This is a genomic window from Vibrio natriegens NBRC 15636 = ATCC 14048 = DSM 759 (assembly GCF_035621455.1).
GTDB lineage: Bacteria > Pseudomonadota > Gammaproteobacteria > Enterobacterales > Vibrionaceae > Vibrio > Vibrio natriegens.
Genome location: NZ_CP141822.1, coordinates 806,747 through 832,088 on the forward strand (window position 1 = coordinate 806,747; position 25,342 = coordinate 832,088).

Consider the following 25,342-nt stretch of genomic DNA (forward strand, 5'->3'; position numbering starts at 1 on the left):
GATCAGGAGACTTTGGAATGTCATATGTATCTTTAAGCGGTTTGTCCGCCGCTCAATTGGATTTAAACACCACCAGTAACAACATTGCGAACGCCAATACGTATGGCTTTAAAGAGTCTCGTGCCGAGTTTGCGGATGTCTACTCAAACTCTTTGTTCACCAACGCCAAAACCACACCGGGTGGTGGTGTTCAGGCTGGCCAGGTTGCTCAGCAATTCCACGAAGGTTCAAGTGTTTACACCAATAACCCGATGGATTTGCGTGTATCAGGAACGGGCTTCTTCGCCGTGGCGAAAGATCGTCTCGTGCCGCAGCAAAATGAAATGACACGTAACGGTGCATTTCATCTGAACAGAGACAACTACATGGTAACGGCGAACGATGAGTTTCTGCTTGGTTATGAGGTAAATCCAGACTCTGGTGAGGTGTCATCTTACGAGCCACAGCCAATCAATATTCCTGCCGAGTTTGGTAAGCCAAAACAAACGGCGAACATTGAAGTGGGCGTAAACTTACCTGCTAATGGTGATTTGAAAGATCCGACTCAGTTTGATTTTTCTGATCCAGATACTTACAACCGTTCAACGTCTTCAACCATTTACGACTCAATGGGTCAGTCTTACAAGTTGACCACTTACTACCTGAAAGACCAGACTCAGCCGAATACCTGGAATACCTATTACACGGTAACGGACAAAGATGGTGAGAAGCCGGTTAACATTGCTCAAGGTGATGCAACAACCGCATCTGGCCATGTTGGTCACACGATGAGGTTCAACAATGATGGTACTCTGGCGAGCCTAAACGGTGGCAACCCTATTCGCTCAGTGGCGTTAGGTGCTTCGGTTGGTGAAGGTGGTGCGGCGGCAGAAAATGCCGGTATCAATCTTAACGGCGCTGATCCGATGCAAACTCTGAACTTTGGTTTAGATGCATCAACTCAGTTTGCGGCGCCATTTGAACTGACCAAATTTGATGAAGATGGTGCTACGACGGGTTTCTTGACCAAAGTTGACTTTGATGAAAACGGCAGCGTGTTGGGCACATACTCAAACGGTGAAAACGTCACCCTGGGCCGCGTTGCGCTCGTCCGTGTTCCTAACGAACAAGGTCTGGATAAAAAAGGCGGCACTCAGTGGGATTCAACTCAGTTCTCTGGTGACAAAATCTGGGGCGAATCCAATAAAGGTTCGTTTGGTACCCTTAATAACGGCGTACTGGAGCAGTCAAACATTGACATGACTCAGGAGCTGGTGGATCTGATTTCGGCTCAGCGTAACTTCCAGGCTAACTCGCGTTCGCTAGAAGTGCATAACCAGCTACAACAAAATATTCTGCAGATCCGCTAAATCGCGAGCCGGATAATCTGCTTTATCAAGTGACGCTGCTCGGCAGCTCACTTGATTACTTTATGACATTCATCAGATGCTTAGCCCTAAAAGTCTTCACTTTGGGCTAGGTATTATTTGATCTCTACGTTGCCGCCATTGCCGCTCAGAGAATCAAAAACTTGCCTCTTTCCGGATTTATCCTCGAAAATTTTCCTTTATCTGGTTCGTTTTTAAATCATATCGTTGAATATTAAGTGTATTTTATTTTGGCATAAGTATTGCTTTTACTCTCAAGTACAGAGGACTTTAGGGAGTAATTTATGGATCGCGCACTGTTTCTCGCAATGAGCGGCGCCAAGCAAAACATGCAGGCTCTGCAATTGCGTGCCAACAACCTGGCCAACGTGAGCACCACGGGTTTTCGTGCGGATTTGGCACAGGCTCGTTCGATGCAAGCGTATGGAGAAGGGCTCCCTTCACGTGTGTTTAGCATGACTGAGCGTCCGGGACATAACTTTGCTCAAGGCAGTGTGATCACCACTGGCCGCGATTTGGATATTACTATCGAAGGCAGCGGTTGGTTGTCTGTTTTAGACCACACGGGCAAAGAAGGGTTGACCCGTAACGGCAACTTAAAAGTCGATCAAAATGGCTTGCTGACTAATGCGAGTGGCCATGCCGTATTGGGTGAGAATGACGCCCCGATTACTTTACCTATCCCTCTATCTAAAATTGAAATCGGTCGTGACGGCACCATCTCTGTACTTCCACAAGGTGCTCCAGCAGAAGAATTACAAGTGGTTGATCGTATCAAGCTTGTGAAAACTGACGACCGCAATTTATTTAAAGACACCAATGGCTTATTTCGCCATAAAACTCCAAACCAGCCTTACGAAGCAGACGCAACCATCGGCATCCAGACCGGTGCTATTGAAGGAAGTAACGTCAATGCCGTGGGTGAAATGACGGCATTGATTGACCTTCAGCGTCAGTTTGAAATGCAAGTCAAGATGATGAGTACCGCTGAAGAGATGGACAAGTCTTCAGATTCACTGCTTCGTATGAGTTAACAGAGTTAGAGGTTCACAATGCATCCAGCACTATGGGTTAGTAAAACCGGTTTAGACGCCCAACAAACCAACATCGCAACGATTTCAAACAACCTGGCGAACGCCTCAACGGTTGGCTACAAAAAAAGCCGTGCCGTATTTGAAGACTTGTTTTATCAGAACATTAACCAGCCAGGCGGTCAGTCTTCTCAGAACACAGAATTACCAAGTGGTTTGATGTTGGGTGCCGGTTCTAAAGTGGTTGCCACGCAAAAAGTGCACACCCATGGTAACGCGCAAACGACCACGAATGCGCTGGATATGATGGTGGAAGGCGATGGTTTCTTTCAGGTGACTTTGCCGGATGGCAACATCGGTTATACGCGTAATGGTCAATTCACGCTCAATGGTGAAGGTACGCTAGTGACGTCAGGCTCTGGTTACCCGGTAGAGCCAGAAATCGTCATTCCTGAAGACGCAATCTCAATCACTGTGGGTACGGACGGTGAAGTGTCAGTTCGCGTTCGTGGTCAGCAAGACAACCAAGTCGTCGGTCAGCTCACCATTACCGATTTCGTCAACCCGGGAGGTTTAGAGCCAATTGGTCAGAACCTTTATTTGCCGACTGGCGCGAGTGGTGACCCACAAGAAGGGGTACCAGGGCTGGACGGTTTGGGTGAAATTCGCCAATCCATGCTTGAAGCTTCGAACGTTAACGTGACCGAAGAGTTGGTCAATATGATCGAAGCGCAGCGTGTGTATGAAATGAACTCTAAAGTGATTTCATCCGTCGATAAGATGATGAGCTTCGTGAACCAGCAGCTGTAACGCTTAAGCATCGAGATTAAGGATCTTATGATGAAACGTATTTACCTGCTTGCACTTATTAGCACCATGTCTGGTTGTGCCATGCTAGAGCCAATTGAAACCGATGAAGTCTCTCAAGCAACCACGGTGGTTGATGCCGTTGAAGGCGATAAATCAGAAGACAGCAGCGGCATTGTAGACACTTTACGTGGCAGAACTGATCCGGTGGCTGGCGATCCTGCGTGGGCTCCAATTCATCCAAAACAGAAACCGGAACACTATGCTGCGGCAACCGGGTCATTATTCAGTCCAGAGCACATTACCGATCTTTACGACGACTCCAAACCTCGAGGTATTGGTGACATCATCACTGTAACGTTAGATGAAACCACGAGCGCGACTAAGAGTGCTAACGCGGATTTGTCGAAAAGTAATGATTCGACCATGGACCCGTTATCAGTTGGTGGGCAAGAGCTGCAAATCGGCGGCAATTACAACTTTTCTTATGACTTAAACAGCAGTAACAGCTTTGTGGGTGATTCGTCAGCGAAACAGAGTAACAGCATCAGCGGTTACATTACTGTCGAAGTGATTGAAGTACTTGCCAACGGTAATCTGGTTATCCGTGGCGAGAAGTGGATGACCCTGAATACGGGCGATGAGTACATTCGCTTAAGTGGCACCATTCGCCCTGACGACATTAATTTTGACAATACGATTGCTTCCAACCGGGTATCGAATGCCCGCATTCAGTATTCAGGCACCGGATTGCAACAAGATATGCAAGAGCCTGGCTTCTTGGCACGATTCTTTAATGTAGCGCTTTAAGGTGCCGTACTGCGGCAATTTAATTGCGAGAGATAGGTAAGCATGAAAAAAATCTTTTTACTCCTACTGAGCGCTGCGCTGTTTTCAACTGCTGCTCAAGCCGCACGTATCAAAGACGTCGCGCAAGTGGCAGGGGTACGTAGCAACCAACTTGTAGGTTATGGTTTAGTTTCAGGCTTGCCGGGTACTGGGGAGTCTAACCCGTTTACGGAACAAAGCTTCGCGGCCATGCTGCAAAACTTCGGCATTCAACTGCCGCCGGGTACCAAGCCAAAAATCAAAAACGTTGCCGCTGTGATGGTAACGGCAACATTGCCGCCTTTTTCTAAGCCAGGTCAGCAAGTAGACGTCACGGTGTCATCCATCGGAAGCGCGAAAAGCCTGCGTGGTGGCACGCTACTGCAAACCTTCTTAAAAGGTTTAGATGGCCAGGTGTATGCTGTTGCACAAGGTAATTTGGTCGTTAGTGGCTTCAGTGCGGAAGGTGCCGATGGCTCAAAGATTGTCGGTAATAACCCAACCGTCGGTCTTATCTCTAGTGGTGCGACGGTAGAGCGTGAAATTCCTAACCCTTTTGGCCGTGGCGACTACATCACTTTCAACTTGCTAGAGTCTGATTTCACCACGGCGCAACGCATGGCCGATGCGGTTAATAATTTCCTAGGGCCTCAAATGGCGAGTCCGGTCGATGCGACATCCGTTCGTGTGCGCGCGCCGCGAGATGTGAGCCAGCGCGTAGCGTTTCTGTCTGCGATTGAAAATCTGGAATTCGACCCAGCGGATAGTGCCGCAAAAATCATCGTAAATTCCCGTACGGGTACCATCGTTGTCGGCAAGCATGTGCGCCTTAAGCCAGCTGCTGTGACGCACGGTGGTATGACGGTATCCATTAAAGAAAACCTCAGTGTGAGTCAGCCGAATGCCTTCTCGGGCGGCCAGACGGTAGTTGTTCCGGATTCTGACATTGAAGTGAACGAAGAGCAGGGCAAGATGTTCAAGTTTGAGCCGGGTCTGACGCTGGACGATTTGGTTCGCGCAGTCAATGAAGTCGGCGCTGCGCCTTCAGACTTGATGGCTATCTTACAGGCATTAAAGCAAGCTGGTGCGATTGAAGGCCAGTTGATCATCATCTAAGTCGTTAGGAGGCGGCAATGATTAAGAATCCTAACGATATCGGTTTTATCCACGACATCAGCTCACTCGATACTCTAAGACAAAAAGCCGTCAAAGAGGGCAAAGATGGTGAGCACGAAGCCTTGCGTGCAGCAGCGCGTCAGTTCGAATCCATTTTTACCTCAATGATGCTCAAGTCGATGCGTGAAGCAAACGAAGGTTTCGAGTCGAACTTCATGAACAGTCAGAACGAAAAGTTTTACCGTCAGATGTTGGACGAGCAGATGGCAAGTGAACTGAGTGCTTCGGGCTCAATGGGCCTCGCAGATATGATTGTCGCTCAGCTGACAGCAGGACAGGGCGGCGATAAGAGTGAAACTGCTGTGCGTGATGCGGCAAATAATGCCGTGGAGTATCGCCGTGTTGACCCGAAAAAAGCACGTGAAACAGAGCAGCGTTTGATTGAATCTGGCGAGTTAGAACGTCCAAACCGTACTCTAGCTGACACTCAAACACCGACTCGATTTGACTCTCCAGAATCTTTTGTCAGTTCAATGAAGCCTTATGCAGAAAAGGCAGCTAAAGCGTTAGGGGTTGAGCCATCTCTGCTTCTTGCTCAAGCCGCGTTAGAAACAGGCTGGGGACAAAAAGTAGTTAAGAACGCACGTGGCAGCAGCAACAATCTGTTTAATATCAAAGCGGATCGCAGTTGGCAGGGGGAGAAAGTCACCACTCAGACATTAGAGTTTCATGACAATACGCCAGTGAAAGAAACGGCCGCGTTCCGCTCGTACTCAAGCTACCAAGACAGCTTCAACGATTACGTTCGATTCTTAAACGATAATCCGCGTTATGAGGTCGCTCTGCAAAGACGTGGCGATTCCGAATCATTCATTCGTGACATTCAACATGCTGGTTACGCCACTGACCCTGACTACGCGGATAAAGTTCTGCAAGTGCAGCAGAAAATAGAAAGCATGTAGCCCCTCGTTGTTTTTTCTCATCTTTAAGGCTTGCCATTGTGCAAGCCTTTATTTTATCGATAGTTCCTACTTGTTTCTTTGCTTGGCATACCTTTTGCTTTGTTTGTGTAGGCAATCGGACTTTTACCGATTTTTTCGTTTTTGGGGGCATGTATGGCGTCGGATCTTCTGAATGTAGGTACTCAAAGTGTGCTTACCGCTCAGAGACAATTGAATACCACTGGTCATAACATTTCTAATGTTAATACAGAGGGTTATAGCCGTCAGTCTGTGGTTCAAGGCACTAACGATCCGCGTCAGTTTGGCGGAGCCACTTATGGCATGGGCGTACATGTGGAAAATGTTCGCCGCTCTTGGGATCAGTTTGCCGTCAATGAACTCAATATGGCATCGACCAACAATGCCAACAAAACCGATACCCAAGATAATCTCGACATGCTTTCAGGCATGCTGAGCTCGGTTGCCTCGAAGAAGATCCCTGAAAACCTCAATGAATGGTTTGATGCAGTTAAAACCATGTCTGACACCCCAAATGATTTAGGCGCGCGTAAAGTGGTGCTTGAGAAGTCAAAGATCTTTTCTGACACATTGAACGATTTCCATGAAACGGTTCGATTACAGTCTGATGTAACCAACAAAAAGTTGGATATGGGGATAGAGCGCATTAACCAGATCGCGCTGGAGATTCGCGATACTCATCGTCTCATGATGCGTACTCCGGGGCCGCACAATGATCTGATGGACCAACATGAGAAGCTGATTAAGGAACTGTCTGAATACACCAAGGTCACGGTTACCCCGCGCAAAAATGCGGAAGGGTTTAACGTCCACATTGGTAATGGCCACACTTTAGTCTCAGGCACCGAAGCCAGTCAGTTAAAAATGATTGATGGGTATCCAGACGTTCTCCAGAGACGTTTGGCGATGGTGGAAGGTGGCGGCATCAAGGCGATTCAATCAGACGACATCGACGGAAAAATGGGTGCTCTTCTCAATATGCGTGACCAGCACATTCCACAGTTACTTGATGAGATGGGCCGATTGGCTACCGGTTTTTCATACAAAGTGAATCAGCTGCAATCCCAAGGTTTAGACCTAAATGGCAAAATTGGTAAAGAGGTGTTTACCGATATTAACTCGGAACTGGTCGCACAATCACGAGTGTTCGCCGCGCCTGACTCTCAGGCAGAAGTCGCGGTTTATGTGGATGATATCTCTGCACTCAAAGGCGGGGAATATACGTTGCGCTATGATGGCGACCAGTACAGCGTCACGACCCCTAAGGGTGAGCAGCTTAAGCTTGATATCGATCAGTCGGATTCTTCCTTCGTGTTGGACGGTATGAACGTTCAAATTGGTGAAGGCCTTGCCACTGGCGAACGTGTACTTTTACGTCCTACCCGCAGCGGTGCCGCCATCATTAAAATGGAAACCAACGACGCAAAATCCATTGCGGCGCAAAGCTATGAAGCGTCTACCACGTTTGCTCAAGGCAGCGCCAAATTCAAAATTCATGAAGCCGGTGACGTTAGAGAGTTTGAGGTAACGGTACAGCCTGCGGACGAAAAACATGACAAAGCGTGGCTAAAAATTACCGATAACAAAGGCAATTTATTGTCCGATAACTACGACTATCCGTTGGATAAAGACAATCCAATCATCGAAATTTCAGTGCCAAAGAACCATCCGTTGTATAAAAATGGTGATGCAACGATCTTTGAGCTCTCGGAAGGCGCACTGCTGAACGACAAATTTACGGCCAACTTAGTACCTTCGCCAGGTGGCAACGGCAACTTGAGGAAAATGCAGCAGTTGCAGACTGACAAAATGATGGATGGCCAGTCAAGCACTCTGATTGATGTTTACCACAATCTAAATACCGAGGTGGGGCTGAAATCGGCAACGGCTAACCGTTTGGCATCGGTTGCTCAGCTGGAACATGAATCCGCACAAGAACGTGTAGCGTCCATTTCTGGCGTCAACTTAGATGAAGAAGCCGCCAACATGATGAAATTTCAGCAGGCTTATATGGCGTCGTCACGTGTGATGCAGGCGGCGAATGATACCTTCAACACCATTTTACAACTGAGGTAAGGAGAAGAAATAAGTGTTAACCCGAATTTCTAGTTTCCATAACTATCAGTCCGTACAAAATGACTTGCGCCGCCAGGAGAACAAGGTTCATCACAATCAAGAACAACTTGCATCGGGTAAGAAGTTGCTTAAGCCAAGTGATGACCCTTTGGCTGCGCATTACGTTCAGAATATTGGTCAGCAGCAAGAGCAAATACAGCAGTATTTAAGCTCGATAACTTTGGTACGTAACCGGCTAGAAAACCACGAAGTGAACATCGCCAACGCAGAGAGTTTCGCTGACGAATCAAAACGTCTCACGATGGAAATGATTAACGGTGCGCTCTCTGTCGAGGACAGACAAGCCAAAAAGCGTGAACTGGAAGAAATTGCCAATAACTTTCTGAGTTTGGTGAATGCGCAAGATGAGTCGGGGAATTATGTATTTGCCGGTACAAAGTCGAAAAGTCAGCCTTTTTATCGCGACAAAGACGGCAGTGTGCAGTACGCCGGTGATGACTATCAGCGCAAGATGAAAGTATCCAACATGCTTGAGATGCCGATGAACGACCCTGGCAGCAAATTGTTTATGGAGATCCCTAACCCGTTTGGTGATTATCAGCCGAATTACGAGTTGCAGAACGGTTCAGAGTTGTTGTTAGGTAAAGCTACCAATGCTGACACAGAAGATACGGCTTCTTACCGGGTGACATTTGTTGATATGAATAACGGTAAGTTTGGCTATCAGTTAGAGCGTAATGGTTCGGTCGTTAAAGCGGATGAATTTTCACCTGAGAAAGGCATTGAGTACAAAGAGTTAAAAATGCAGGTAAAAGGGCAGATTACGCCCGGCGACAGCATTGGTATTGAAAAGCGTGAATCTTTCAATATTTTCGACACCTTTAAGCAAGCCATGTCATGGTCTGAACAATCTGTTTCGGATACATCCTCAACAGCGAAATTACATCAAATGACCGAAGAATTTCAGGCGGCGTTTATTCATCTCAACAAGGCGCGCACCGATGTCGGGGCAAGGTTAAGTACCCTCGATATTCAGGAGCAAAACCACGAAGACTTTAATCTGTCGCTGGCCAAGGCAAAGAGCAATTTTGAAGATTTAGATTACTCGAAAGCCGTGATTGAATTCAGTGAGAATTCACGTGCTTTGCAAGCCTCACAACAAGCTTTTGGTAAAACCAAAGACCTGACGTTATTTAATTATATCTAGGTGCGATACTCAGCTTTATCTGAATGGTTTGGAAAGTTTTTAATGCCTTATGTGCCATGCCTTAAGTGCGAGAAATTTCCAACCAGCGTTAAAGTATTTGAGCGGCATATTGTTACCGAAAGCGGCAAACATACGTGACTCGTGTTCGCTACTGGGTGGATGGAGCAGGCGACTTTGTTGATGTAACTGATTGTTTCAAATTGGATTGTTGTTTAATTTTTATGTGACTTATAAGTTGGCATACAAATTGTATTGAGATTGTCAGTATGGATTTCTAAATTCTAAACCCTGCATCCAGGTAGATTTAGCGGGTAATTTTTACGGTCAGTGCTTATCCAAATGAGAGTAAAGCTGGCCGCTTCGCAAAAGCTTGCGAACTCAAAAGGAGAGCAAAATGGCTGTAACAGTTAGTACTAACGTCTCCGCGATGACCGCGCAGCGTTATTTAAACAAAGCGACTGACGAGTTAAATACTTCGATGGAGCGTTTATCTACAGGTCATAAGATTAACAGTGCGAAAGATGATGCGGCTGGTTTACAGATCTCGAACCGTCTTACTGCGCAATCTCGTGGTCTGGATGTGGCTATGCGTAACGCGAACGATGGTATTTCGATTGCGCAGACGGCTGAAGGTGCGATGAATGAAGCCTCATCCGTGATGCAACGTATGCGCGATCTTGCGATTCAATCATCGAACGGAACTAACTCTCCGGCAGAGCGCCAAGCGATTAACCAAGAATCTTCAGCTCTGATTGATGAGTTAAACCGAATTGCAGAAACGACTTCATTCGGTGGCCGTCGTCTACTTAACGGCTCATTTGGTGACGCGGCATTCCAGATAGGTGCTAGCTCGGGTGAAGCCATGATCATGGGCCTCACCAGTATCCGTGCTGACGATACGCGTATGGGTGGCGTAACCTTCTTCTCTGAATCTGGTAAGGGCAAAGATTGGAGTGTCGATTCGACTAAAGCAGATCTCAACATTACCCTGCCGGGTATGGGCAAGGATGAGAACGGAAATGTTGATGATCTAGACATTAGCATTACGGCTAAAGCGGGTGATGACATTGAAGAGCTTGCGACGTATATCAACGGCCAGTCTGATATGATTAACGCGTCAGTGAGCGAAGATGGCAAGCTACAGATTTTTGTGGCTCATCCAAATGTTCAAGGCGATATTTCTATCTCCGGTGGTCTCGCATCTGAGTTAGGCTTAAACAGCGAACCAGTTAGAACATCGGTACAAGATATTGATATGACGACGGTTCAGGGCTCTCAAAATGCGATTTCTGTATTGGATTCTGCGCTGAAGTATGTCGACTCGCAACGTGCTGATTTAGGCGCGAAACAGAACCGTTTGAGCCACAGTATCAATAACCTGGCGAACATCCAGGAAAATGTTGACGCTTCAAACAGCCGAATTAAAGATACTGATTTTGCGAAAGAAACCACGCAAATGACTAAAGCACAAATTTTGCAACAGGCAGGTACATCGATTCTTGCTCAAGCGAAACAGTTGCCAAACTCTGCAATGACACTATTGCAGTAGTTTATCGAGCCTGTATTCAACATATCCAGACGTGGATACGAGTATGGGCTTTTGGCAAGCAACTTTATAACAGAATGAGCGGCTCTCTCATCTCTCACCTGCCAATCATTTTCAATGTAAAGTTGCACCCGGTATGCCGGAAATGTGTTCATTTCTCTTGATCTCCACATAGGCTCTGGCAACCAACCTAGCCCCAGTTCTCTCAAAGGAAAAGGGGCTTTTTCTTTTCCCTCTCTTCTAAGTCTAATCAAAACAAGTCCGTACTATTCTCTGGTTAACATCTCTGTCAGTCGCGATACCAATGTAAAGCGTGATAGGTTGCGGAGGAGGCTATGGGGTATGAGTATCTGCAGTTTGATCTCAGGGCGAGACGCTGACCATTTACTGTTCCAGTAGTCTGGAGTTACAGACCTGACGTAAATAACAGGCAATAAAAAACGCTGCCATTTGGCAGCGTTTATCCGTGTTTGAACTTAAGTAATAATTACTTAGTTACACGTAGAACTGGAGTTTCACCAACAGTTACAGAACCAGAAAGCTTGTTCAGCTCTTTGATTTCGTCCATGTTAGAGATAACAACTGGAGTTAGCGTTGATTTCGCTTTCTCTTCTAGAAGAGCTAGATCGAATTCAATGATAGTGTCGCCAGCTTTAACTGATTGACCTTCTTCAGCGATACGTGTGAAGCCTTCGCCTTTAAGTTCAACTGTATCGATACCGAAGTGAACGAAAAGTTCAACACCGTCGTCAGACTCGATAGAGAATGCGTGGTTAGTTTCGAAGATCTTACCGATAGTACCGTTTACAGGAGCTACCATTTTGTCGCCTGCTGGCTTGATAGCAATACCGTCACCAACGATTTTCTCAGCGAAAACAACATCTGGCACATCTTCAATGTTTACGATTTCACCAGATAGTGGTGCGATGATTTCGATTGCACCAGCGTCAGCGCTGTCATCAGATACAAGCTTCTTAAGTTTGTCAAACAGACCCATTGTGTCATGCTCCTAAGGTTTAGTTTTATTCTGTCGAATTATAGTATACCAATATAGCTCATTAGACGACTTTTTTCGCCGTCTAATGGCCATTAAGTATTGAATTACTTGGTACTACGTATTACTGAACTTTCTCAGCAATGAACTTTTCAACGACTGCTTCAATCTCAGCAGCAGTTGGTAGAGAAAGTGCTTCTTCCGCCATTGCTTTCACTTCTGCGAAGTTAGAGTTACGGATAACTTTCTTCACTTTAGGGATTGAGATACCGCTCATAGAGAACTCATCCAGACCCATACCTAGAAGTAGCAGTGTTGCACGCTCATCACCTGCAAGCTCACCACACATACCAGTCCATTTACCTTCAGCGTGAGATGCATCAATAACTTGCTTGATCACAGTTAGTACCGCTGGTGATAGTGGGTTGTATAGGTGAGAAATCATCTCGTTACCACGGTCAACCGCTAGTGTGTACTGAGTCAGGTCGTTAGTACCGATAGAGAAGAATGACACTTCTTTCGCTAGGTGGTGCGCGATTGCAGCTGCTGCTGGAGTCTCAACCATTACACCGATTTCGATGTTTTCGTCGAAAGCATGACCTTCAGCACGTAGTTCTGCTTTGTACTCTTCGATTGCTTTCTTAAGCTCACGGATTTCTTCAACAGAGATGATCATTGGGAACATGATACGTAGTTTGCCGTGTGCAGATGCACGTAGGATACCACGTAGCTGGTCACGAAGGATTTCACGACGATCCAAGCTTATACGTACTGCACGCCAGCCTAGGAACGGGTTCATCTCTTGAGGTAGATCCATGTATGGTAGATCTTTGTCGCCGCCGATATCCATAGTACGGATGATCACAGCTTGACCGTTCATTGCTTCCGCAACTTCTTTGTACGCTTGGTACTGTTCGTCTTCAGTTGGTAGCGCAGTACGGTCCATAAATAGGAATTCTGTACGGTACAGACCAACGCCTTCACCACCGTTACGGATGATGCCGTCACAGTCTTTAACTGTACCGATGTTGCCGCAAACTTCTACACGGTGACCATCAGTCGTTTCTGCGTGCAGATCTTTCAGTTTTGCTAGCTCTTCTTTTTCAGCTAGGAATGCCGCTTTAACTGCTTTCGCTTCTTCTACTTCAGCTTCAGATGGGTTAACAAGAATCTTGTTGTTCATCGCGTCAAGAATCAGCATGTCGCCGTTCTTAACTTGCTTAGTGATGTCGTTAGTACCAACGATCGCAGGAAGCTCAAGAGAGCGAGCCATGATTGAAGTGTGCGAAGTACGACCACCGATATCACAAGCAAAACCAAGAACGTAGTCCAGGTTAATTTGCGCTGTTTCAGATGGAGTTAGGTCGTAAGCAACCAGGATAACTTCTTCATTGATGTCGCTTAGCGAAACAATGTTGATACCTAGTGCGTTCTTAACAAAACGAGAACCGATATCACGGATGTCAGTTGCACGTTCTTTCAGGTATTCGTCGTCTAGAGACTCAAGAGCGCATGCTTGCTCTTCGATAACGGTGTGGATAGCGTTATCTGCAGTCAGCTTGTCGTTTTTGATTAGTGCTAGGATTTCTTCTTCTAGCTCTTCGTCTTCAAGAAGCATGATGTGACCTTCAAAGATCGCTTCTTTTTCTTCACCAAACGTTTCAAGCGCTTTTTGCTTGATAGTTTCTAGTTGAGCGGAAGATTTTTCACGAGCGTCGAAGAAACGCTGAACTTCAGCTTCTACTTGATCATCAGAAATAGTGTTTGTGTTTAGGACAATTTCATCTTCTTGAAGTAGTAGTGCTTTACCGATTGCAATACCAGGAGATGCTAGGATGCCTGAAATCATAGCCTTACCTTAAGTTTGGTCAACTTTATAAAACGGGAGAATAATGGGTGTGCTAACGAATAGTTTTAGCTTAGTTTTGAGCCTATTTCCAACAAAGCCATTTTGTTTTCACAAAATGGCTTTTGGAGTAGGTGACACCGATTAGTGTAGCTGGTCCATTAGAGCAACTAGGTGATCAACTGCTTGTTGAGCTTGTGGGCCTTCAGCAGAGATAGTTACTTGAGTACCTTTTACTAGGCCTAGTGTTTGTAGTTTGAATAGGCTCTTCGCGCTAGCGCTTTTACCGTTAGAAGTCACAGTGATGTCTGCATCGAATGCTTTTGCTTCTTTTACAAACTGTGCAGCTGGACGAGTGTGAAGACCGTTTTCTGCTGTGATTTCTACTTGCTTCTCGTACATGTGATATACCCCAATAAATGTATTTTTTTGTTAGTAGTGACTAGTTTGAGCTTAACTGCTTTATACCTTGTGCGCTAGCACGGGAGAGTTCAAAGCGCGTTAGTTCTGATACTAGTCAAAAGATTTGCGATTGCGCAACTGTTTGCGTGCGTAATCACTTTGAAACCTTTTTGTGTTCTGCTTCTTTATTTTGAAGCTAGAAATAAAACGCCCTGATATTACCAAAGGTGGGGCAGGGATCAACAAAAAAGCCCCTGAACGGGGCTTTTTTAGACGAAAAATTGATTTGAACACATATTACTGTTCGTTCTCTTTTTCCGTAAAGATGCCAGCAAACAGTGCTGTACTTAGGTAACGTTCACCAGAGCTTGGTAGAATTGTTACGATAGTTTTTCCTTCAAATTCAGGAAGTTCTGCAATGCGGTTCGCTGCTACTACTGCTGCGCCAGAAGAGATACCAGCAAGGATACCTTCCTCTTCCATTAGACGGCGAGCCATCTCAATCGCTTCTTCAGAAGTCACTGGCTCAACGCGGTCTAAAAGCTCTAAATCTAGGTTGCCTGGGATGAAACCTGCGCCGATACCTTGAATTTTATGTGGTGCTGGTTGGATTTCTTCGCCTGCTAGTGCTTGTGCAATCACTGGTGATTCTGCAGGTTCTACAGCAACAGAAGTAATCGCTTTGCCTTTTTCGCCTTTGATGTAACGGCTTGTACCTGTAATCGTACCGCCAGTACCAACACCTGCTACAAGCACATCGATTTCACCGTCAGTTGCTTCCCAGATTTCTGGGCCAGTCGTCTTCTCGTGAATCTCTGGGTTCGCTGGGTTGTTGAACTGTTGAAGAAGTAGGTACTTGTCTGGGTTGCTAGCAACGATTTCTTCTGCTTTAGCAATCGCACCTTTCATGCCTTTTGCCGCTTCAGTCAGCTCAAGGTTTGCACCAAGTGCTTTAAGTAGCTTACGACGCTCTAGGCTCATCGATTCAGGCATTGTCAAAGTCAGTTTGTAACCGCGAGCCGCTGCTACGAACGCTAATGCGATACCTGTGTTACCACTGGTTGGTTCTACTAGCTCTACGCCTGGCTTAAGTTTGCCTGACTTCTCTGCATCCCAAATCATGTTCGCACCGATACGGCACTTAACACTGAAGCTTGGGTTACGCGCTTCGATTTTTGCTAGAACGTTGCCTTTGCTCACTTTGTTTAAGCGAACTAGGGGAGTGTTACCAATAGTAAGAGAGTTATCTTCGTAGATCTTGCTCATAGTTATGTTCCTTCATTACACGTTTTGTGAATATAGTTAGAAGAATATTCGGTCTAAAAAAAAGGGAAAAGGATTAAAAAGTTATATCTTATTAGGTTGTCCAGATTTCAGCTAGGGAACCGGGAAAAGCAGATGCCTTTCCCGTGCTTCAGGGAAAGCATAGCTTATCTTTGGTGCTTGAACTCAACGACCCACATTGCAGTCGCACCGCATATCGCAACGGGCATGACGATAAGGTTCAAAATTGGGATGGTGGTGAACACAGAAACAAGAACGCCAAACCCATAAGCTTTGCCTTGTTTTTGTTTCAATTTGTAACGCATATCGTTGAATGGAATTTTGTGGTTATCAAACGGGTAATCACAGTACTGGATAGCTAACATCCAGGCTGTAAAGATAAACCAAAGGATTGGACCAACCGTTTGACCGAGCGCGGGTATCAACAGTAGCAAAAATAAACCAATCGCTTTAGGCAGCACATAAAGCAGTTTACGCCACTCTCGTGCTAAGACTCGAGGAACATCTTTAATCACAGCAGTGAAGCCGTCATCATTGATTTTTTGTCCGGTCAGGTATTCTTCTACTTTCTCAGCCAGCAGTCCGTTGAACGGCGCGGCGATAAAGTTTGCTAAAGTACTAAAGAAATACGAGAACGTGGCAAGTATGGTTAGCGCGAGCAGAGGCCAAAGCACATAAGTTAGCCAGGATAGAAACTCTGGCAATTGACCAATCCAGTTCTCAATCCATGCATTTAGGTGAGAGAACAGATAAAAAATGGCACCACCGACAAGGAGAACGTTCGCTAATAGTGGTAATACAACAAAGCGTCTGATCTTTGGAGATAGTGCTAGCTTTATTCCATACAGGAAATAACCGAATCCGGTTCTTGGCTGATTATTTAGCGTCATATCCATTTCGTGTTGAGAGAAAGAAAACTCATTGTACCTGTCGCGACTTTTCTTTCAATGCCTTAACAAAAGGCCTCTCGTAAAGTGGAATCGTGGCAAGAATCACAACAAAAAAGTGAACTTCTTGCATTAAGTTGTTCTAAACCTCCATATAGTTTTGGTAAAGTAAACGTATCATTCAGAATAATTACACTTGGGTTGCTGCTCAAGGAACTGCGAGTAGTACAAACAAGTATATTGAGAGTAAATAATGCAGGAATTGCGATTCGTACTCATTGTTGTTGGCGTTTTAGCCATTGCGGCATTACTGTTTCATGGTTTATGGAGCAGTAAGAAGGAAGGCAAAGCGAAATTTGGTAACAAGCCTCTGGGTAAATTAGAGGTTGACCAAGGGGATGCAGATTCAGTAGAGCAAGAGCGAAGCTTCGCCTCTGCTCCTGAAGACGATTTTGAAATTATTCGTAAAGACCGCAAAGAACCAGACTTCGGTATGGACAATGCGTTTGATTCGAAGTTTGAGGCGGATCCTTTGCTTGGCGGTGTCCCGGAAGACAAGCCATTTAAGCAAGAGCCGGAAGAGATCCCTTCATTTGTTGCGCAGAAGAGTCATGATGACGACGTCGTAGTTCAAGAACCTGTGATGCAAGAGCCAGCTCAGCCAGTAGTTGAGGAAACGGTACCTTCAGCGTTTGAAGAACCGAAGGCTGAAATGCATGTCGCAGAGCAACCTGCAGCAGTTTCTGAGTCGCAAGAAGAGCCTAAACCTGAGCCAGAAATGCAGGTGATTGTTCTCAATGTGCATTGTGCGGGTGAAGAACCATTCGTTGGCACTGAGCTATTTGATAGCATGAAGCAAAATGGCCTAATTTATGGCGAGATGGATATCTTCCATCGACACGTTGATCTGTCGGGTAACGGAAAAGTGTTGTTCAGCGTTGCTAATATGATGCAGCCGGGAACCTTAGAGCATGGAGACCCTGCGGAGTTTACGACTAAAGGCATCTCATTCTTTATGACGCTACCTTGTTTTGGTGAAGCGGAACAGAACTTCAACCTGATGCTTCGTACAGCACAACAGATTGCTGACGACATGGGAGGTAATGTTCTTGATGACCAAAGAAACTTGATGACTCCTGACCGATTAGCGGCTTATCGACGTCAAATAGTTGAGTTTAAGACGGCGAACGCATAATCTTAACACCAATTTTTAAAAGGGCTCCGATTGGAGCCCTTTTTCTTCGATTCCCAACCTCATCGATTGACAACACACGGGGCTTTAATATGTCTGAATCAGTACTTCAACGACTAGAAGAATTAAAAGAGTCGTTGCATTACCATGCCGTTCGTTACTACGTGGAAGATAACCCAGAGATTCCGGATGCTGAATATGATCGACTCATGCGTGAATTGCTGGATATTGAAGCTCAACACCCAGACCTAGTTACAGTAGATTCGCCTAGCCAGCGTGTTGGTGGAAAACCTTTATCTGAATTTAGCGAAGTTCAGCATGAAGTTCCGATGTTGTCGTTAGACAATGCCTTTGACGACAGCGAGCTGGACAGCTTCCACAAACGAGCACAAGACAGAGTTGGCAATCAAAGTGTTAAACAATACTGTTGTGAGCCAAAACTGGATGGCTTAGCAGTAAGCCTATTGTACGAAAACGGTGTTCTCGTCCAGGCCGCGACGCGTGGTGACGGTACAACCGGTGAAAACATTACTGAAAACGTTCGTACCATCAACGCCATCCCTCTCAAATTAAGAGGCAATGATTGGCCTGAGCGTCTTGAAGTTCGTGGTGAAGTTTTCATGCCTAAGGCGGGTTTTGAAAAACTCAACGAACTGGCTCGTCAAAAGGGAGACAAAGTTTTTGTTAACCCTCGTAATGCCGCAGCTGGTAGCTTACGTCAGTTAGATTCACGTGTTACCGCTTCGCGTCCGCTTAGTTTCTATGCCTACAGTGTGGGTGTTGTTCAGGGAGCGGAATTAGCGTCTAGTCACTATGAACGCTTTCTGCAAATTAAGTCATGGGGGCTGCCAATGTGCCCTGAGACTAAGCGTGTAGATAGCCTGGCGGATGTCAAAGCGTACTACCAAGATATTTTACAGCGACGTGATGCTTTGCCATATGAGATTGATGGTGTTGTTATAAAAATCGACGATATTGCGATCCAAGAAAGACTGGGCTTCGTTGCTCGAGCTCCTCGCTGGGCTATTGCTTATAAGTTCCCGGCGCAAGAAGAAATCACCACATTGAATGATGTGGAATTTCAGGTAGGGCGTACTGGTGCGATTACGCCAGTCGCTAAACTGGAACCTGTTTTTGTCGGCGGTGTGACGGTAAGTAATGCTACTCTGCATAACGCTGATGAAATTGAACGTCTTCAAGTAAAAATCGGTGATCAAGTTGTGATCCGCCGTGCAGGTGACGTGATTCCCCAAGTTGTTTCAGTGATCCGCGAGCGTCGTCCAGAAAACGCGCGCGAGATTGTGTTTCCATCGCTCTGTCCTGTTTGCGATTCGCATGTCGAACGTATTGAGGGAGAGGCCGTGACTCGCTGTACGGGTGGTTTGGTTTGCCAAGCGCAGCGTAAACAAGCTCTAAAACATTTCGTGTCGCGTAAAGCGTTAGATGTCGATGGTCTTGGCGATAAAGTGATAGAACAGCTTGTTGATCGAGAAATGGTCGAAACTCCAGCGGATCTGTTTAAGTTGTCTGCAGGCATTTTGACGGTTTTAGAGCGTATGGGGCCAAAATCAGCGCAAAACATTGTGAATGCGTTAGACAAGTCGAAGTTAACCACATTGCCTCGCTTTTTATACTCACTAGGCATTCGAGAAGTCGGCGAAGCGACAGCCGCTAACTTAGCGCAGCATTTCAAAACGCTAGAAGCGATCCAGGTTGCGACAGAAGAACAGTTGATTGAAGTTCAGGACATCGGCGTCATTGTTGCTAAGCATATCACCACTTTCTTTGGTGAAGAGCAAAACCAAGCAGTAGTGAAAGACTTGCTAGAGCAAGGTATTCACTGGCCAGAAATTAGTGCTCCTGAGCAAGGTGTTGAACTGCCGTTAGAAGGTAAAACGGTTGTACTAACTGGTACTCTTTCTCAACTAGGGCGATCCGAAGCAAAAGAGGCACTACAGGCGCTGGGTGCTAAAGTTACCGGCAGTGTTTCGAAGAAAACGGATATTTTATTCGCAGGTGAAAATGCGGGTTCTAAATTAGCAAAAGCGCAAGACTTGGGAATTGAAATTAAAACCGAACAAGACTTACTCGACTTAATGAATTAAGTTTAGCCAAAACCTAAATACCTTTCTAATAAGCCCCAGTAGCTAAGCTTCTGGGGCATTTTTAATGCCTCTTATTAAGTTCTAATATTTCTATTATTAGAATGATTTAATCTTTTCAGTGATCAAGATCTCCCCTTTGCGGATTGAAATTGTTTTGTTTCATACTCTGCGAGGCACTTCATGTTGAGTTTTGTGTTTGTATTTATATTATTGATTTATAAAGCTATTTTTCTTTATTGACGTAAGGGTTGTAAAAGTAAGATCTGGATCAATAACTTATATGGAACTTTGTTGTGGCTCATATTTTTTTAGAAAAAAAATAAGTTCCATTTGGATGTTTTTAGTCGCGAAGTTAGTCTTAATAACGTGTTATACACGGTGTGTATGCAGGAACTAAAAAAAGCCCAGTTAGAAATAACGAAGCTTTACCACGAAATTACTTCTCTCCTTCGGCGGCCAACTAAAGGTGAGATAAAAAAACAGCTATATCTATTTTTAGGAGTTTATCCATGGACAAATTTTTTAAGGTATCTGCCCTAACTGCGGCAATGATGGGGGCAGTAGTTGCAGCTCCTGCAATGGCTGAAGATCCAGTCGGCCCAGCCTACGCGGAATCAGTTTCAGAGTTTTTCTCTGAATCTACTATCAGCGGTAACGTTAACTTCTTTATGCGTGCACGTGACCGCGCGGGTATGGATGCAAACGGAAATGATACTTCTAAAGTTACAAACCTAGACCACGGCTCAATTTTTGCCAACCTCGGCTTCCACTCTGGCTACGTGGCTGACACAATCGGTTTCGATACAGTAATTTACTCTACATTCGACATGTGGGCTGGTGAAGATACAGGTGGTTCATTTGAACACGAAATGAACTTCTTTGACTGTGATTCTCCTTACGGTGCTGGTGACTCATGTGATTCATACAAAACTGACAACGGTGTATCTTTCGCGTCAGCGGCACTGAAATTCAAGTTCGGTGAAAACTTTAACGCTAAATTAGGTTATTTCCAACCATCTGTTCCTAGCACGCTAGGTGTGAACTGGTCATTTGCTCCAGGTACATACCGTGGTGGTCAAATTGGCGCGAACTTTGGCAAACTTGCTTTAGGCTTTGTTTACGCAGATGAATACAAGGCTCCATGGTTCAAAGAAACTTACGAGTTCAACGAAGGTACGTTCTGGGGTGGTGCAGGTAAAGACGTAGGTGATGCTTACTCATTCGGTGCTCGTTACGCGCTAGACAACGGCATTTCTTTTGACGCAGGTTACGGTGCCCTGACTGATGGCGACCGTAAGAACTTCCATTTCAAAGTGAAAGGTACAACAGACGGTGGTCTATACTGGTCTCCGCAATTGTACGTAGTTGATGATGACAACCAATACGACAGCACTGCATTCCAGGTAGCGCTTATAACGTCTAAATCAATGGGTCAATACAGCTTCCGTGCTGACGCAACATACACATCAGCAGACTCTGATGACAAGCGTGGTCAAGTAGGTAACATGGCTTACCGTCTGACTGAGCAATACGGTGGTTCAAACGGTTCATACGACGTTTGGTGGAACAACCGTTCTGACTTTAACCACGATGGTGAGTACGCGTTCTTCCTATCTGCTTCTCGTGACTTTGCTGACATCGGTGGTAACGGGTTTAGCGCGGGTCTAAGCGGTGCATACGGTGCTGGAGCGAAAGCTTCAGGTTACGATGAGTTGGTAGAGTACGCATACAGCTTCTTCGCAAACTACGCTATTCAAGGTGGCGCGCTTAAAGATGCTAACATTAGCTTCTACTACACTAACTTCTACAATGATTCAGATGCGCCAGATTGGGGTCCATACTCAAACGCATTTAACGATGAGACAGACTTTAAACTAATTCTAACTATGCCATTCGGCGTAAAATAATTAGTGAATAAAGGAGAAGCTGGGCAATCGCCCAGCTTTTTTTGTTCTTAGCCATCAGTTTTTCACTGTACCTCTTCATTATGTAATTAGGTGGTTTTATGAAGAAAGTTCTTTTAGTTTCAGTCTTAGTTCTTACTCTACAAGCATGCAGCAGTAATCCTAAAACAGCCGAAGAATACTGGTATGGTCAAGGCGAGCGATTCGGAGCTAACGGATACTCGTATGACAACGGAATTTTAGAGACGCTCAAAGAGTCGGTGGCTTTTGATGAGCAGTCATATAAAAATGGCTATAAAGCGGGTAAAGCGGAGTATTGTGACCCGTTTAAAGCTTTTGATAGGGGTAGACAAGGCATCCGCTATGATGGACAGTGTAGCGGTCAACCTCAAGAAATCATGATTAAAGCTGAGTGGCAGAGAGGTTGGGAAGCTTTTATCGGCTCTGACTTTTACAAGCTCTAGTTTACTCCTAACAATGAAGCGGCATTTTTGGCGAGGATGATGAAGTTTATCTGAGTGCCTTAGTTGCTCTTAGATAAACTTCGTATAATTAACATTCATCTTTATTTAAATACTCCACCATACATCTTGCACAATTCTCGAGGAAGTTGCTTAACCGTGCCGTCACTAAAAGTGCAGTCTACACCTGCACCAAATACATGACCGGCATTTTGAGCTAACGAAATAGGAGAAGAAAATACCAAGCAAGCAAAAATTAAAGTAATAATTCGTTTCATGGTAAACCTCATACTTATTAATGAGTATAGAGTCGTCTCTATACTATTAATTTATAACCAGATTAATTCTTAAAAGAAGACTAAGCTTGAATATAGCTTCGTTAGGATGTTAAGTATTCGTATTTCACTATAAGCATGCCATTGCATTAAGGGGTTGAACTAGTGCTTGTGTGATGATGTTTCTATCACGGCTATTGGTATATGCTCATGGTGACGAGTGGTACACATCGTTAAGCTAAAACAATATCATATTTCATAGTACATCTTTTACTTACCTAAAATATAAGCACTAAATGACAATGCTTATTCATTAAGTATGTATGTAGACCAATAAAGATCAAAAAATTATTCATGATTAGTTAATTTTTTAATTTTAAAATAGAGTAAATATAGTTACGAGACTCTTTAATATCTATTTGATTTTATAACATAGACTAATATTAATTTTTAATTTATAGATAGGATAATAATAGTAACCTTTAACTTAATTTTTATTGGGAATTAAATTAAGGTGATGAAATAAAAGAAGTAGTGAGGGGGAATAATAGTGGAGCCATGTAAGCTCCATTATTTTGACATAAATTAATCATCAACAGGTTCGATGACTAAAATAATACCCTTTACAGCAACGATTTTTACTCTGGTCCCTGCAGGAAGGGCTTGGTCACTTTGGGCAGACCAGGTGGTATCTGCAACATGGATTCTATTCACTCCAACAGAAAAGTCTTCATCTATTGTGAGAGTTTGTCCAATCAGTTGCTTGTACTTCTGATTTAGCTCTCTGGATAGATCATCTTGTTCGTCTTTTTTCCATTGACGTCGCCACCACAACCAAGTGGTGACAAGACTGAACGTGGCAAAAGACAACCATTGTAGCTGCCAGCTAATCGGCATCAGAGACAATAAAATACCAACCAACAGGGCAGACAGACCAAGCCAGAGAAAATAACCCGCGGTTCCGAGTAATTCTACAGCAAGTAGACCAAACCCCAGTGCGAGCCAATGCCAAAAGGTGATCCCATCAAGTAAGCTTATAAAATCCATAGGCAGGTCTTATTCTTTGTTTTGTTGTTTAAACATTTCAGCAATACCTGCAACGGATCCCATTAGCCCCGTTGCTTCCAGAGGCAGCATGATAATCTTACCGTTTTCAGCTTGTCCAATGCTCTTAATTGCGTCTGTGTAGCCCTGAGCGATAAAGTAATTCACAGCTTGCATGTCACCTTTTGCTATTGCTTCAGAAACCATGTAGGTCGCTTTGGCTTCTGCCTGTGCAGCTCGCTCACGAGCTTCTGCATGAAGAATAGCAGACTGCTTCTCGCCTTCAGCTTTCAGTATTTGTGATTGCTTGTGACCTTCTGCTTTTAGGATCTCGGCTTGACGCACACCCTCCGCTTCAAGGATTTCTGCGCGTTTGTTCCGCTCGGCTTTCATTTGGGCGTTCATCGCGGCGGTTAGATCTGCTGGTGGCTGTACATCCTTTATTTCAATACGCGTCACTTTTACACCCCAAGGGTTGGTAGCCTGGTCTACAATGAGCAGGAGCTTTGAGTTGATCATATCGCGCTGGCTGAGCATCTCATCGAGTTCCATTGAGCCTAATACAGTACGAATATTTGTAAGAGTGAGGTTTCTAATCGCATGCTCCAGATCGTTAACTTCATAGGCAGCTTTTGCTGCATCGACGACTTGTACGAAACAGACGGCATCAATAGTGACATTGGCGTTATCTTTACTAATGACCTCTTGTGCCGGGATATCTAATACGCGCTCCATCATACTTATTTTATGACCAACACGATCGATGAAAGGGATGATTAAATTTAACCCGGGTTTGAGTGTGTGGGTATAACGTCCAAATCGCTCAACGGTCCAGTTGCTCCCCTGAGGAACGGTTTTTATCGCGGATGAAAGAATAATAATGGCAAGGACAACAAAAATACCGATAGTAATCAACGAATCAATTGGCATGGAATATTCCCTTAAATGCATAAAGTCTGATTCATTTTTACTCATTTATCACGATTAGACAATTTAAGAAGTGAGAACAGGTAAAGTAGTTTGATGTGAGACAAAATAAAGGCCGAAATAGTCCGGCCTTTATCTCAAATCTATATTTTGACGAACTTAGTATAAAATCGAGTACAGTTGACGGCGGTACTTACCCGCTAAAGCATTTCCTTGACCTAACGCGCTAAGAATATCCATAAAGGTTTTCTTCACTTCACCATCCTGAGCACCTAAGTTCACCTTAAGAATGTTCCAAAGGAGTTCTAATGCTTCTTCATCACGACCAACTTGGTTGTACTGAACCGCTAACTCACAGGCCAGTTCTAGATTGTCTGTATTTGCTGCGTACTCTTGTTCTAAGCGCTGAAGCTCTGGGCTGTCTGCCGCTTGAAGATGCAATTCTAGCTTGGCGATTAAGCCCTTGTAGTAATTATCCTGATACTCAAGTGGAATAGATCCTAATAGCTCTTGAGCAACATCAAACTGTTTCGTTTCCAACAAGCAATCTGCCGTAGCAAGTTTGACATCACCACGAGATTGCAGCTCTGCAGGCAGTGTGTGGATGATACTCAAAGCTTCTGCGTGCTGACCTTGTTGCAATAGTTCAGTAACTTGTTTAAGTAGTTGCTCATCTGGGCTTGGCAGGTGCTTTTGGAGCATGGCTGCGATGGCGTCTATCGGTTGAGGGCCACCTAATCCATCGACAGCTTGACCATTAATAAACAATGCAATCGTCGGAAGTACCTGAACGCCAAACTGAGATGCTAAGGCTGGCTGGTCTTCACAGTTAAGTAGAGCAAGGGTAAAAGCACCATTGTACTGTTGAGCAAGCGTTTGTAACTCAGGGAGTATTTGTGCGCTTTCTGGCTGAGCATTAGCCCAAAAGTGGATCAGAACGGGCGTGTTCATTGATCCTTCAAGCGTTTCGCGAAAGTTCTGTTCTGTGATCTCAACGATAAATGGGGATTGCATCAGAGTATCCTTGCTTTTGTTTCTTGTCGTTGCTTGTAGATATGGAGTT

22 protein-coding genes are annotated in these 25,342 nt (G+C 44.9%); 13 read left to right on the forward strand and 9 right to left on the reverse strand.

The annotated features are described in order from the left end of the window. Positions 1 to 17 precede the first annotated feature (17 nt). The 9 genes from flgE to VER99_RS03810 all read left to right on the forward strand — a co-directional run bounded on the left by flgE (position 18) and on the right by VER99_RS03810 (position 10,961). A complete protein-coding gene (gene flgE, locus VER99_RS03770; RefSeq protein WP_020333340.1) occupies positions 18 to 1,349 on the forward strand; it encodes a flagellar hook protein FlgE in 1,332 nt (443 codons plus the stop codon). Positions 1,350 to 1,651: 302 nt separating this feature from the next. Beyond that, positions 1,652 to 2,401 (forward strand): flagellar basal body rod protein FlgF, encoded by a 750-nt coding sequence (locus VER99_RS03775; RefSeq protein WP_014231095.1) that lies wholly within the window; start codon positions 1,652 to 1,654, stop codon positions 2,399 to 2,401. Positions 2,402 to 2,419: 18 nt separating this feature from the next. Beyond that, positions 2,420 to 3,208 (forward strand): flagellar basal-body rod protein FlgG, encoded by a 789-nt coding sequence (gene flgG / locus VER99_RS03780; RefSeq protein WP_005382032.1) that lies wholly within the window; start codon positions 2,420 to 2,422, stop codon positions 3,206 to 3,208. A 30-nt stretch (positions 3,209 to 3,238) separates the two neighbouring features. Then, positions 3,239 to 4,015: a flagellar basal body L-ring protein FlgH gene (flgH, locus tag VER99_RS03785; RefSeq protein ID WP_014231096.1), complete on the forward strand. Its 777-nt coding sequence runs from the start codon at positions 3,239 to 3,241 to the stop codon at positions 4,013 to 4,015. Positions 4,016 to 4,057: 42 nt separating this feature from the next. Then, positions 4,058 to 5,149: a flagellar basal body P-ring protein FlgI gene (locus VER99_RS03790; protein WP_020333342.1), complete on the forward strand. Its 1,092-nt coding sequence runs from the start codon at positions 4,058 to 4,060 to the stop codon at positions 5,147 to 5,149. Positions 5,150 to 5,166: 17 nt separating this feature from the next. After that, complete coding sequence (gene flgJ, locus VER99_RS03795; protein ID WP_020333343.1) at positions 5,167 to 6,111, forward strand: flagellar assembly peptidoglycan hydrolase FlgJ; 945 nt, start codon at positions 5,167 to 5,169, stop codon at positions 6,109 to 6,111. A 153-nt stretch (positions 6,112 to 6,264) separates the two neighbouring features. Then, positions 6,265 to 8,205 (forward strand): flagellar hook-associated protein FlgK, encoded by a 1,941-nt coding sequence (gene flgK, locus VER99_RS03800; protein WP_020333344.1) that lies wholly within the window; start codon positions 6,265 to 6,267, stop codon positions 8,203 to 8,205. A gap of 13 nt (positions 8,206 to 8,218) precedes the next feature. After that, positions 8,219 to 9,412, forward strand: a complete 1,194-nt coding sequence (gene flgL, locus VER99_RS03805; RefSeq protein WP_014231100.1) for a flagellar hook-associated protein FlgL — start codon at positions 8,219 to 8,221, stop codon at positions 9,410 to 9,412. Positions 9,413 to 9,806: 394 nt separating this feature from the next. Beyond that, positions 9,807 to 10,961: a flagellin gene (locus tag VER99_RS03810; RefSeq protein ID WP_020333345.1), complete on the forward strand. Its 1,155-nt coding sequence runs from the start codon at positions 9,807 to 9,809 to the stop codon at positions 10,959 to 10,961. Positions 10,962 to 11,445: 484 nt separating this feature from the next. On the opposite strand, the gene crr is transcribed toward VER99_RS03810, so the two are convergent. The 5 genes from crr to cysZ all read right to left on the reverse strand — a co-directional run bounded on the left by crr (position 11,446) and on the right by cysZ (position 16,374). Continuing rightward, a complete protein-coding gene (crr, locus tag VER99_RS03815; protein ID WP_014231102.1) occupies positions 11,446 to 11,955 on the reverse strand; it encodes a PTS glucose transporter subunit IIA in 510 nt (169 codons plus the stop codon). Between the two features lie 121 nt (positions 11,956 to 12,076). Further along, the gene (ptsI, locus tag VER99_RS03820; protein WP_020333346.1) at positions 12,077 to 13,801 is read right to left on the reverse strand and encodes a phosphoenolpyruvate-protein phosphotransferase PtsI; all 1,725 of its coding nucleotides are present in this window, start codon (positions 13,799 to 13,801) and stop codon (positions 12,077 to 12,079) included. Between the two features lie 141 nt (positions 13,802 to 13,942). Further along, complete coding sequence (locus VER99_RS03825; protein WP_005382043.1) at positions 13,943 to 14,200, reverse strand: HPr family phosphocarrier protein; 258 nt, start codon at positions 14,198 to 14,200, stop codon at positions 13,943 to 13,945. 297 nt (positions 14,201 to 14,497) lie between these two features. Beyond that, positions 14,498 to 15,466, reverse strand: coding sequence for a cysteine synthase A (gene cysK / locus VER99_RS03830; protein WP_061778637.1), 969 nt, complete (start codon positions 15,464 to 15,466; stop codon positions 14,498 to 14,500). Between the two features lie 164 nt (positions 15,467 to 15,630). Further along, positions 15,631 to 16,374 (reverse strand): sulfate transporter CysZ, encoded by a 744-nt coding sequence (gene cysZ / locus VER99_RS03835; protein ID WP_024372734.1) that lies wholly within the window; start codon positions 16,372 to 16,374, stop codon positions 15,631 to 15,633. Between the two features lie 250 nt (positions 16,375 to 16,624). Here cysZ and zipA point away from each other — a divergent pair, with 250 nt between their 5' ends. The 4 genes from zipA to VER99_RS03855 all read left to right on the forward strand — a co-directional run bounded on the left by zipA (position 16,625) and on the right by VER99_RS03855 (position 22,036). Continuing rightward, positions 16,625 to 17,566 carry a cell division protein ZipA gene (gene zipA / locus VER99_RS03840; protein ID WP_020333352.1) on the forward strand — a complete coding sequence of 314 codons (942 nt, stop codon included), beginning with the start codon at positions 16,625 to 16,627 and terminating at the stop codon, positions 17,564 to 17,566. A gap of 89 nt (positions 17,567 to 17,655) precedes the next feature. Then, complete coding sequence (gene ligA, locus VER99_RS03845) at positions 17,656 to 19,668, forward strand: NAD-dependent DNA ligase LigA (protein WP_020333353.1); 2,013 nt, start codon at positions 17,656 to 17,658, stop codon at positions 19,666 to 19,668. A 509-nt stretch (positions 19,669 to 20,177) separates the two neighbouring features. Continuing rightward, the gene (locus VER99_RS03850) at positions 20,178 to 21,575 is read left to right on the forward strand and encodes an OprD family porin (RefSeq protein ID WP_020333354.1); all 1,398 of its coding nucleotides are present in this window, start codon (positions 20,178 to 20,180) and stop codon (positions 21,573 to 21,575) included. Positions 21,576 to 21,673: 98 nt separating this feature from the next. After that, positions 21,674 to 22,036, forward strand: coding sequence for a DUF2799 domain-containing protein (locus VER99_RS03855; RefSeq protein ID WP_020333355.1), 363 nt, complete (start codon positions 21,674 to 21,676; stop codon positions 22,034 to 22,036). A 101-nt stretch (positions 22,037 to 22,137) separates the two neighbouring features. Here VER99_RS03855 and VER99_RS03860 read toward each other — a convergent pair whose 3' ends face one another. The 4 genes from VER99_RS03860 to VER99_RS03875 all read right to left on the reverse strand — a co-directional run bounded on the left by VER99_RS03860 (position 22,138) and on the right by VER99_RS03875 (position 25,293). Then, a complete protein-coding gene (locus tag VER99_RS03860) occupies positions 22,138 to 22,311 on the reverse strand; it encodes a hypothetical protein (RefSeq protein WP_014231110.1) in 174 nt (57 codons plus the stop codon). Between the two features lie 582 nt (positions 22,312 to 22,893). Beyond that, positions 22,894 to 23,355 (reverse strand): NfeD family protein, encoded by a 462-nt coding sequence (locus tag VER99_RS03865; protein WP_020333356.1) that lies wholly within the window; start codon positions 23,353 to 23,355, stop codon positions 22,894 to 22,896. Between the two features lie 9 nt (positions 23,356 to 23,364). Beyond that, a complete protein-coding gene (locus tag VER99_RS03870; protein ID WP_014231112.1) occupies positions 23,365 to 24,282 on the reverse strand; it encodes an SPFH domain-containing protein in 918 nt (305 codons plus the stop codon). A 156-nt stretch (positions 24,283 to 24,438) separates the two neighbouring features. Next, positions 24,439 to 25,293, reverse strand: a complete 855-nt coding sequence (locus VER99_RS03875; protein WP_020333357.1) for a co-chaperone YbbN — start codon at positions 25,291 to 25,293, stop codon at positions 24,439 to 24,441. Positions 25,294 to 25,342: the final 49 nt, after the last annotated feature.

Bases quoted from the DNA above. Each gene is read 5' to 3' on its own strand.
- cysZ (WP_024372734.1), bottom strand. From the start codon at position 16,374: ATGACGCTAAATAATCAGCCAAGAACCGGATTCGGTTATTTCCTGTAT.
- VER99_RS03860 (WP_014231110.1), bottom strand. From the start codon at position 22,311: ATGAAACGAATTATTACTTTAATTTTTGCTTGCTTGGTATTTTCTTCT.
- cysK (WP_061778637.1), bottom strand. From the start codon at position 15,466: ATGAGCAAGATCTACGAAGATAACTCTCTTACTATTGGTAACACTCCC.
- ligA (WP_020333353.1), top strand. From the start codon at position 17,656: ATGTCTGAATCAGTACTTCAACGACTAGAAGAATTAAAAGAGTCGTTG.
- VER99_RS03790 (WP_020333342.1), top strand. From the start codon at position 4,058: ATGAAAAAAATCTTTTTACTCCTACTGAGCGCTGCGCTGTTTTCAACT.
- VER99_RS03810 (WP_020333345.1), top strand. From the start codon at position 9,807: ATGGCTGTAACAGTTAGTACTAACGTCTCCGCGATGACCGCGCAGCGT.
- VER99_RS03875 (WP_020333357.1), bottom strand. From the start codon at position 25,293: ATGCAATCCCCATTTATCGTTGAGATCACAGAACAGAACTTTCGCGAA.
- flgE (WP_020333340.1), top strand. From the start codon at position 18: ATGTCATATGTATCTTTAAGCGGTTTGTCCGCCGCTCAATTGGATTTA.
- flgH (WP_014231096.1), top strand. From the start codon at position 3,239: ATGAAACGTATTTACCTGCTTGCACTTATTAGCACCATGTCTGGTTGT.
- flgJ (WP_020333343.1), top strand. From the start codon at position 5,167: ATGATTAAGAATCCTAACGATATCGGTTTTATCCACGACATCAGCTCA.
- ptsI (WP_020333346.1), bottom strand. From the start codon at position 13,801: ATGATTTCAGGCATCCTAGCATCTCCTGGTATTGCAATCGGTAAAGCA.
- VER99_RS03775 (WP_014231095.1), top strand. From the start codon at position 1,652: ATGGATCGCGCACTGTTTCTCGCAATGAGCGGCGCCAAGCAAAACATG.
- crr (WP_014231102.1), bottom strand. From the start codon at position 11,955: ATGGGTCTGTTTGACAAACTTAAGAAGCTTGTATCTGATGACAGCGCT.
- zipA (WP_020333352.1), top strand. From the start codon at position 16,625: ATGCAGGAATTGCGATTCGTACTCATTGTTGTTGGCGTTTTAGCCATT.
- flgG (WP_005382032.1), top strand. From the start codon at position 2,420: ATGCATCCAGCACTATGGGTTAGTAAAACCGGTTTAGACGCCCAACAA.
- VER99_RS03850 (WP_020333354.1), top strand. From the start codon at position 20,178: ATGGACAAATTTTTTAAGGTATCTGCCCTAACTGCGGCAATGATGGGG.
- VER99_RS03865 (WP_020333356.1), bottom strand. From the start codon at position 23,355: ATGGATTTTATAAGCTTACTTGATGGGATCACCTTTTGGCATTGGCTC.
- VER99_RS03870 (WP_014231112.1), bottom strand. From the start codon at position 24,282: ATGCCAATTGATTCGTTGATTACTATCGGTATTTTTGTTGTCCTTGCC.
- VER99_RS03825 (WP_005382043.1), bottom strand. From the start codon at position 14,200: ATGTACGAGAAGCAAGTAGAAATCACAGCAGAAAACGGTCTTCACACT.
- VER99_RS03855 (WP_020333355.1), top strand. From the start codon at position 21,674: ATGAAGAAAGTTCTTTTAGTTTCAGTCTTAGTTCTTACTCTACAAGCA.
- flgK (WP_020333344.1), top strand. From the start codon at position 6,265: ATGGCGTCGGATCTTCTGAATGTAGGTACTCAAAGTGTGCTTACCGCT.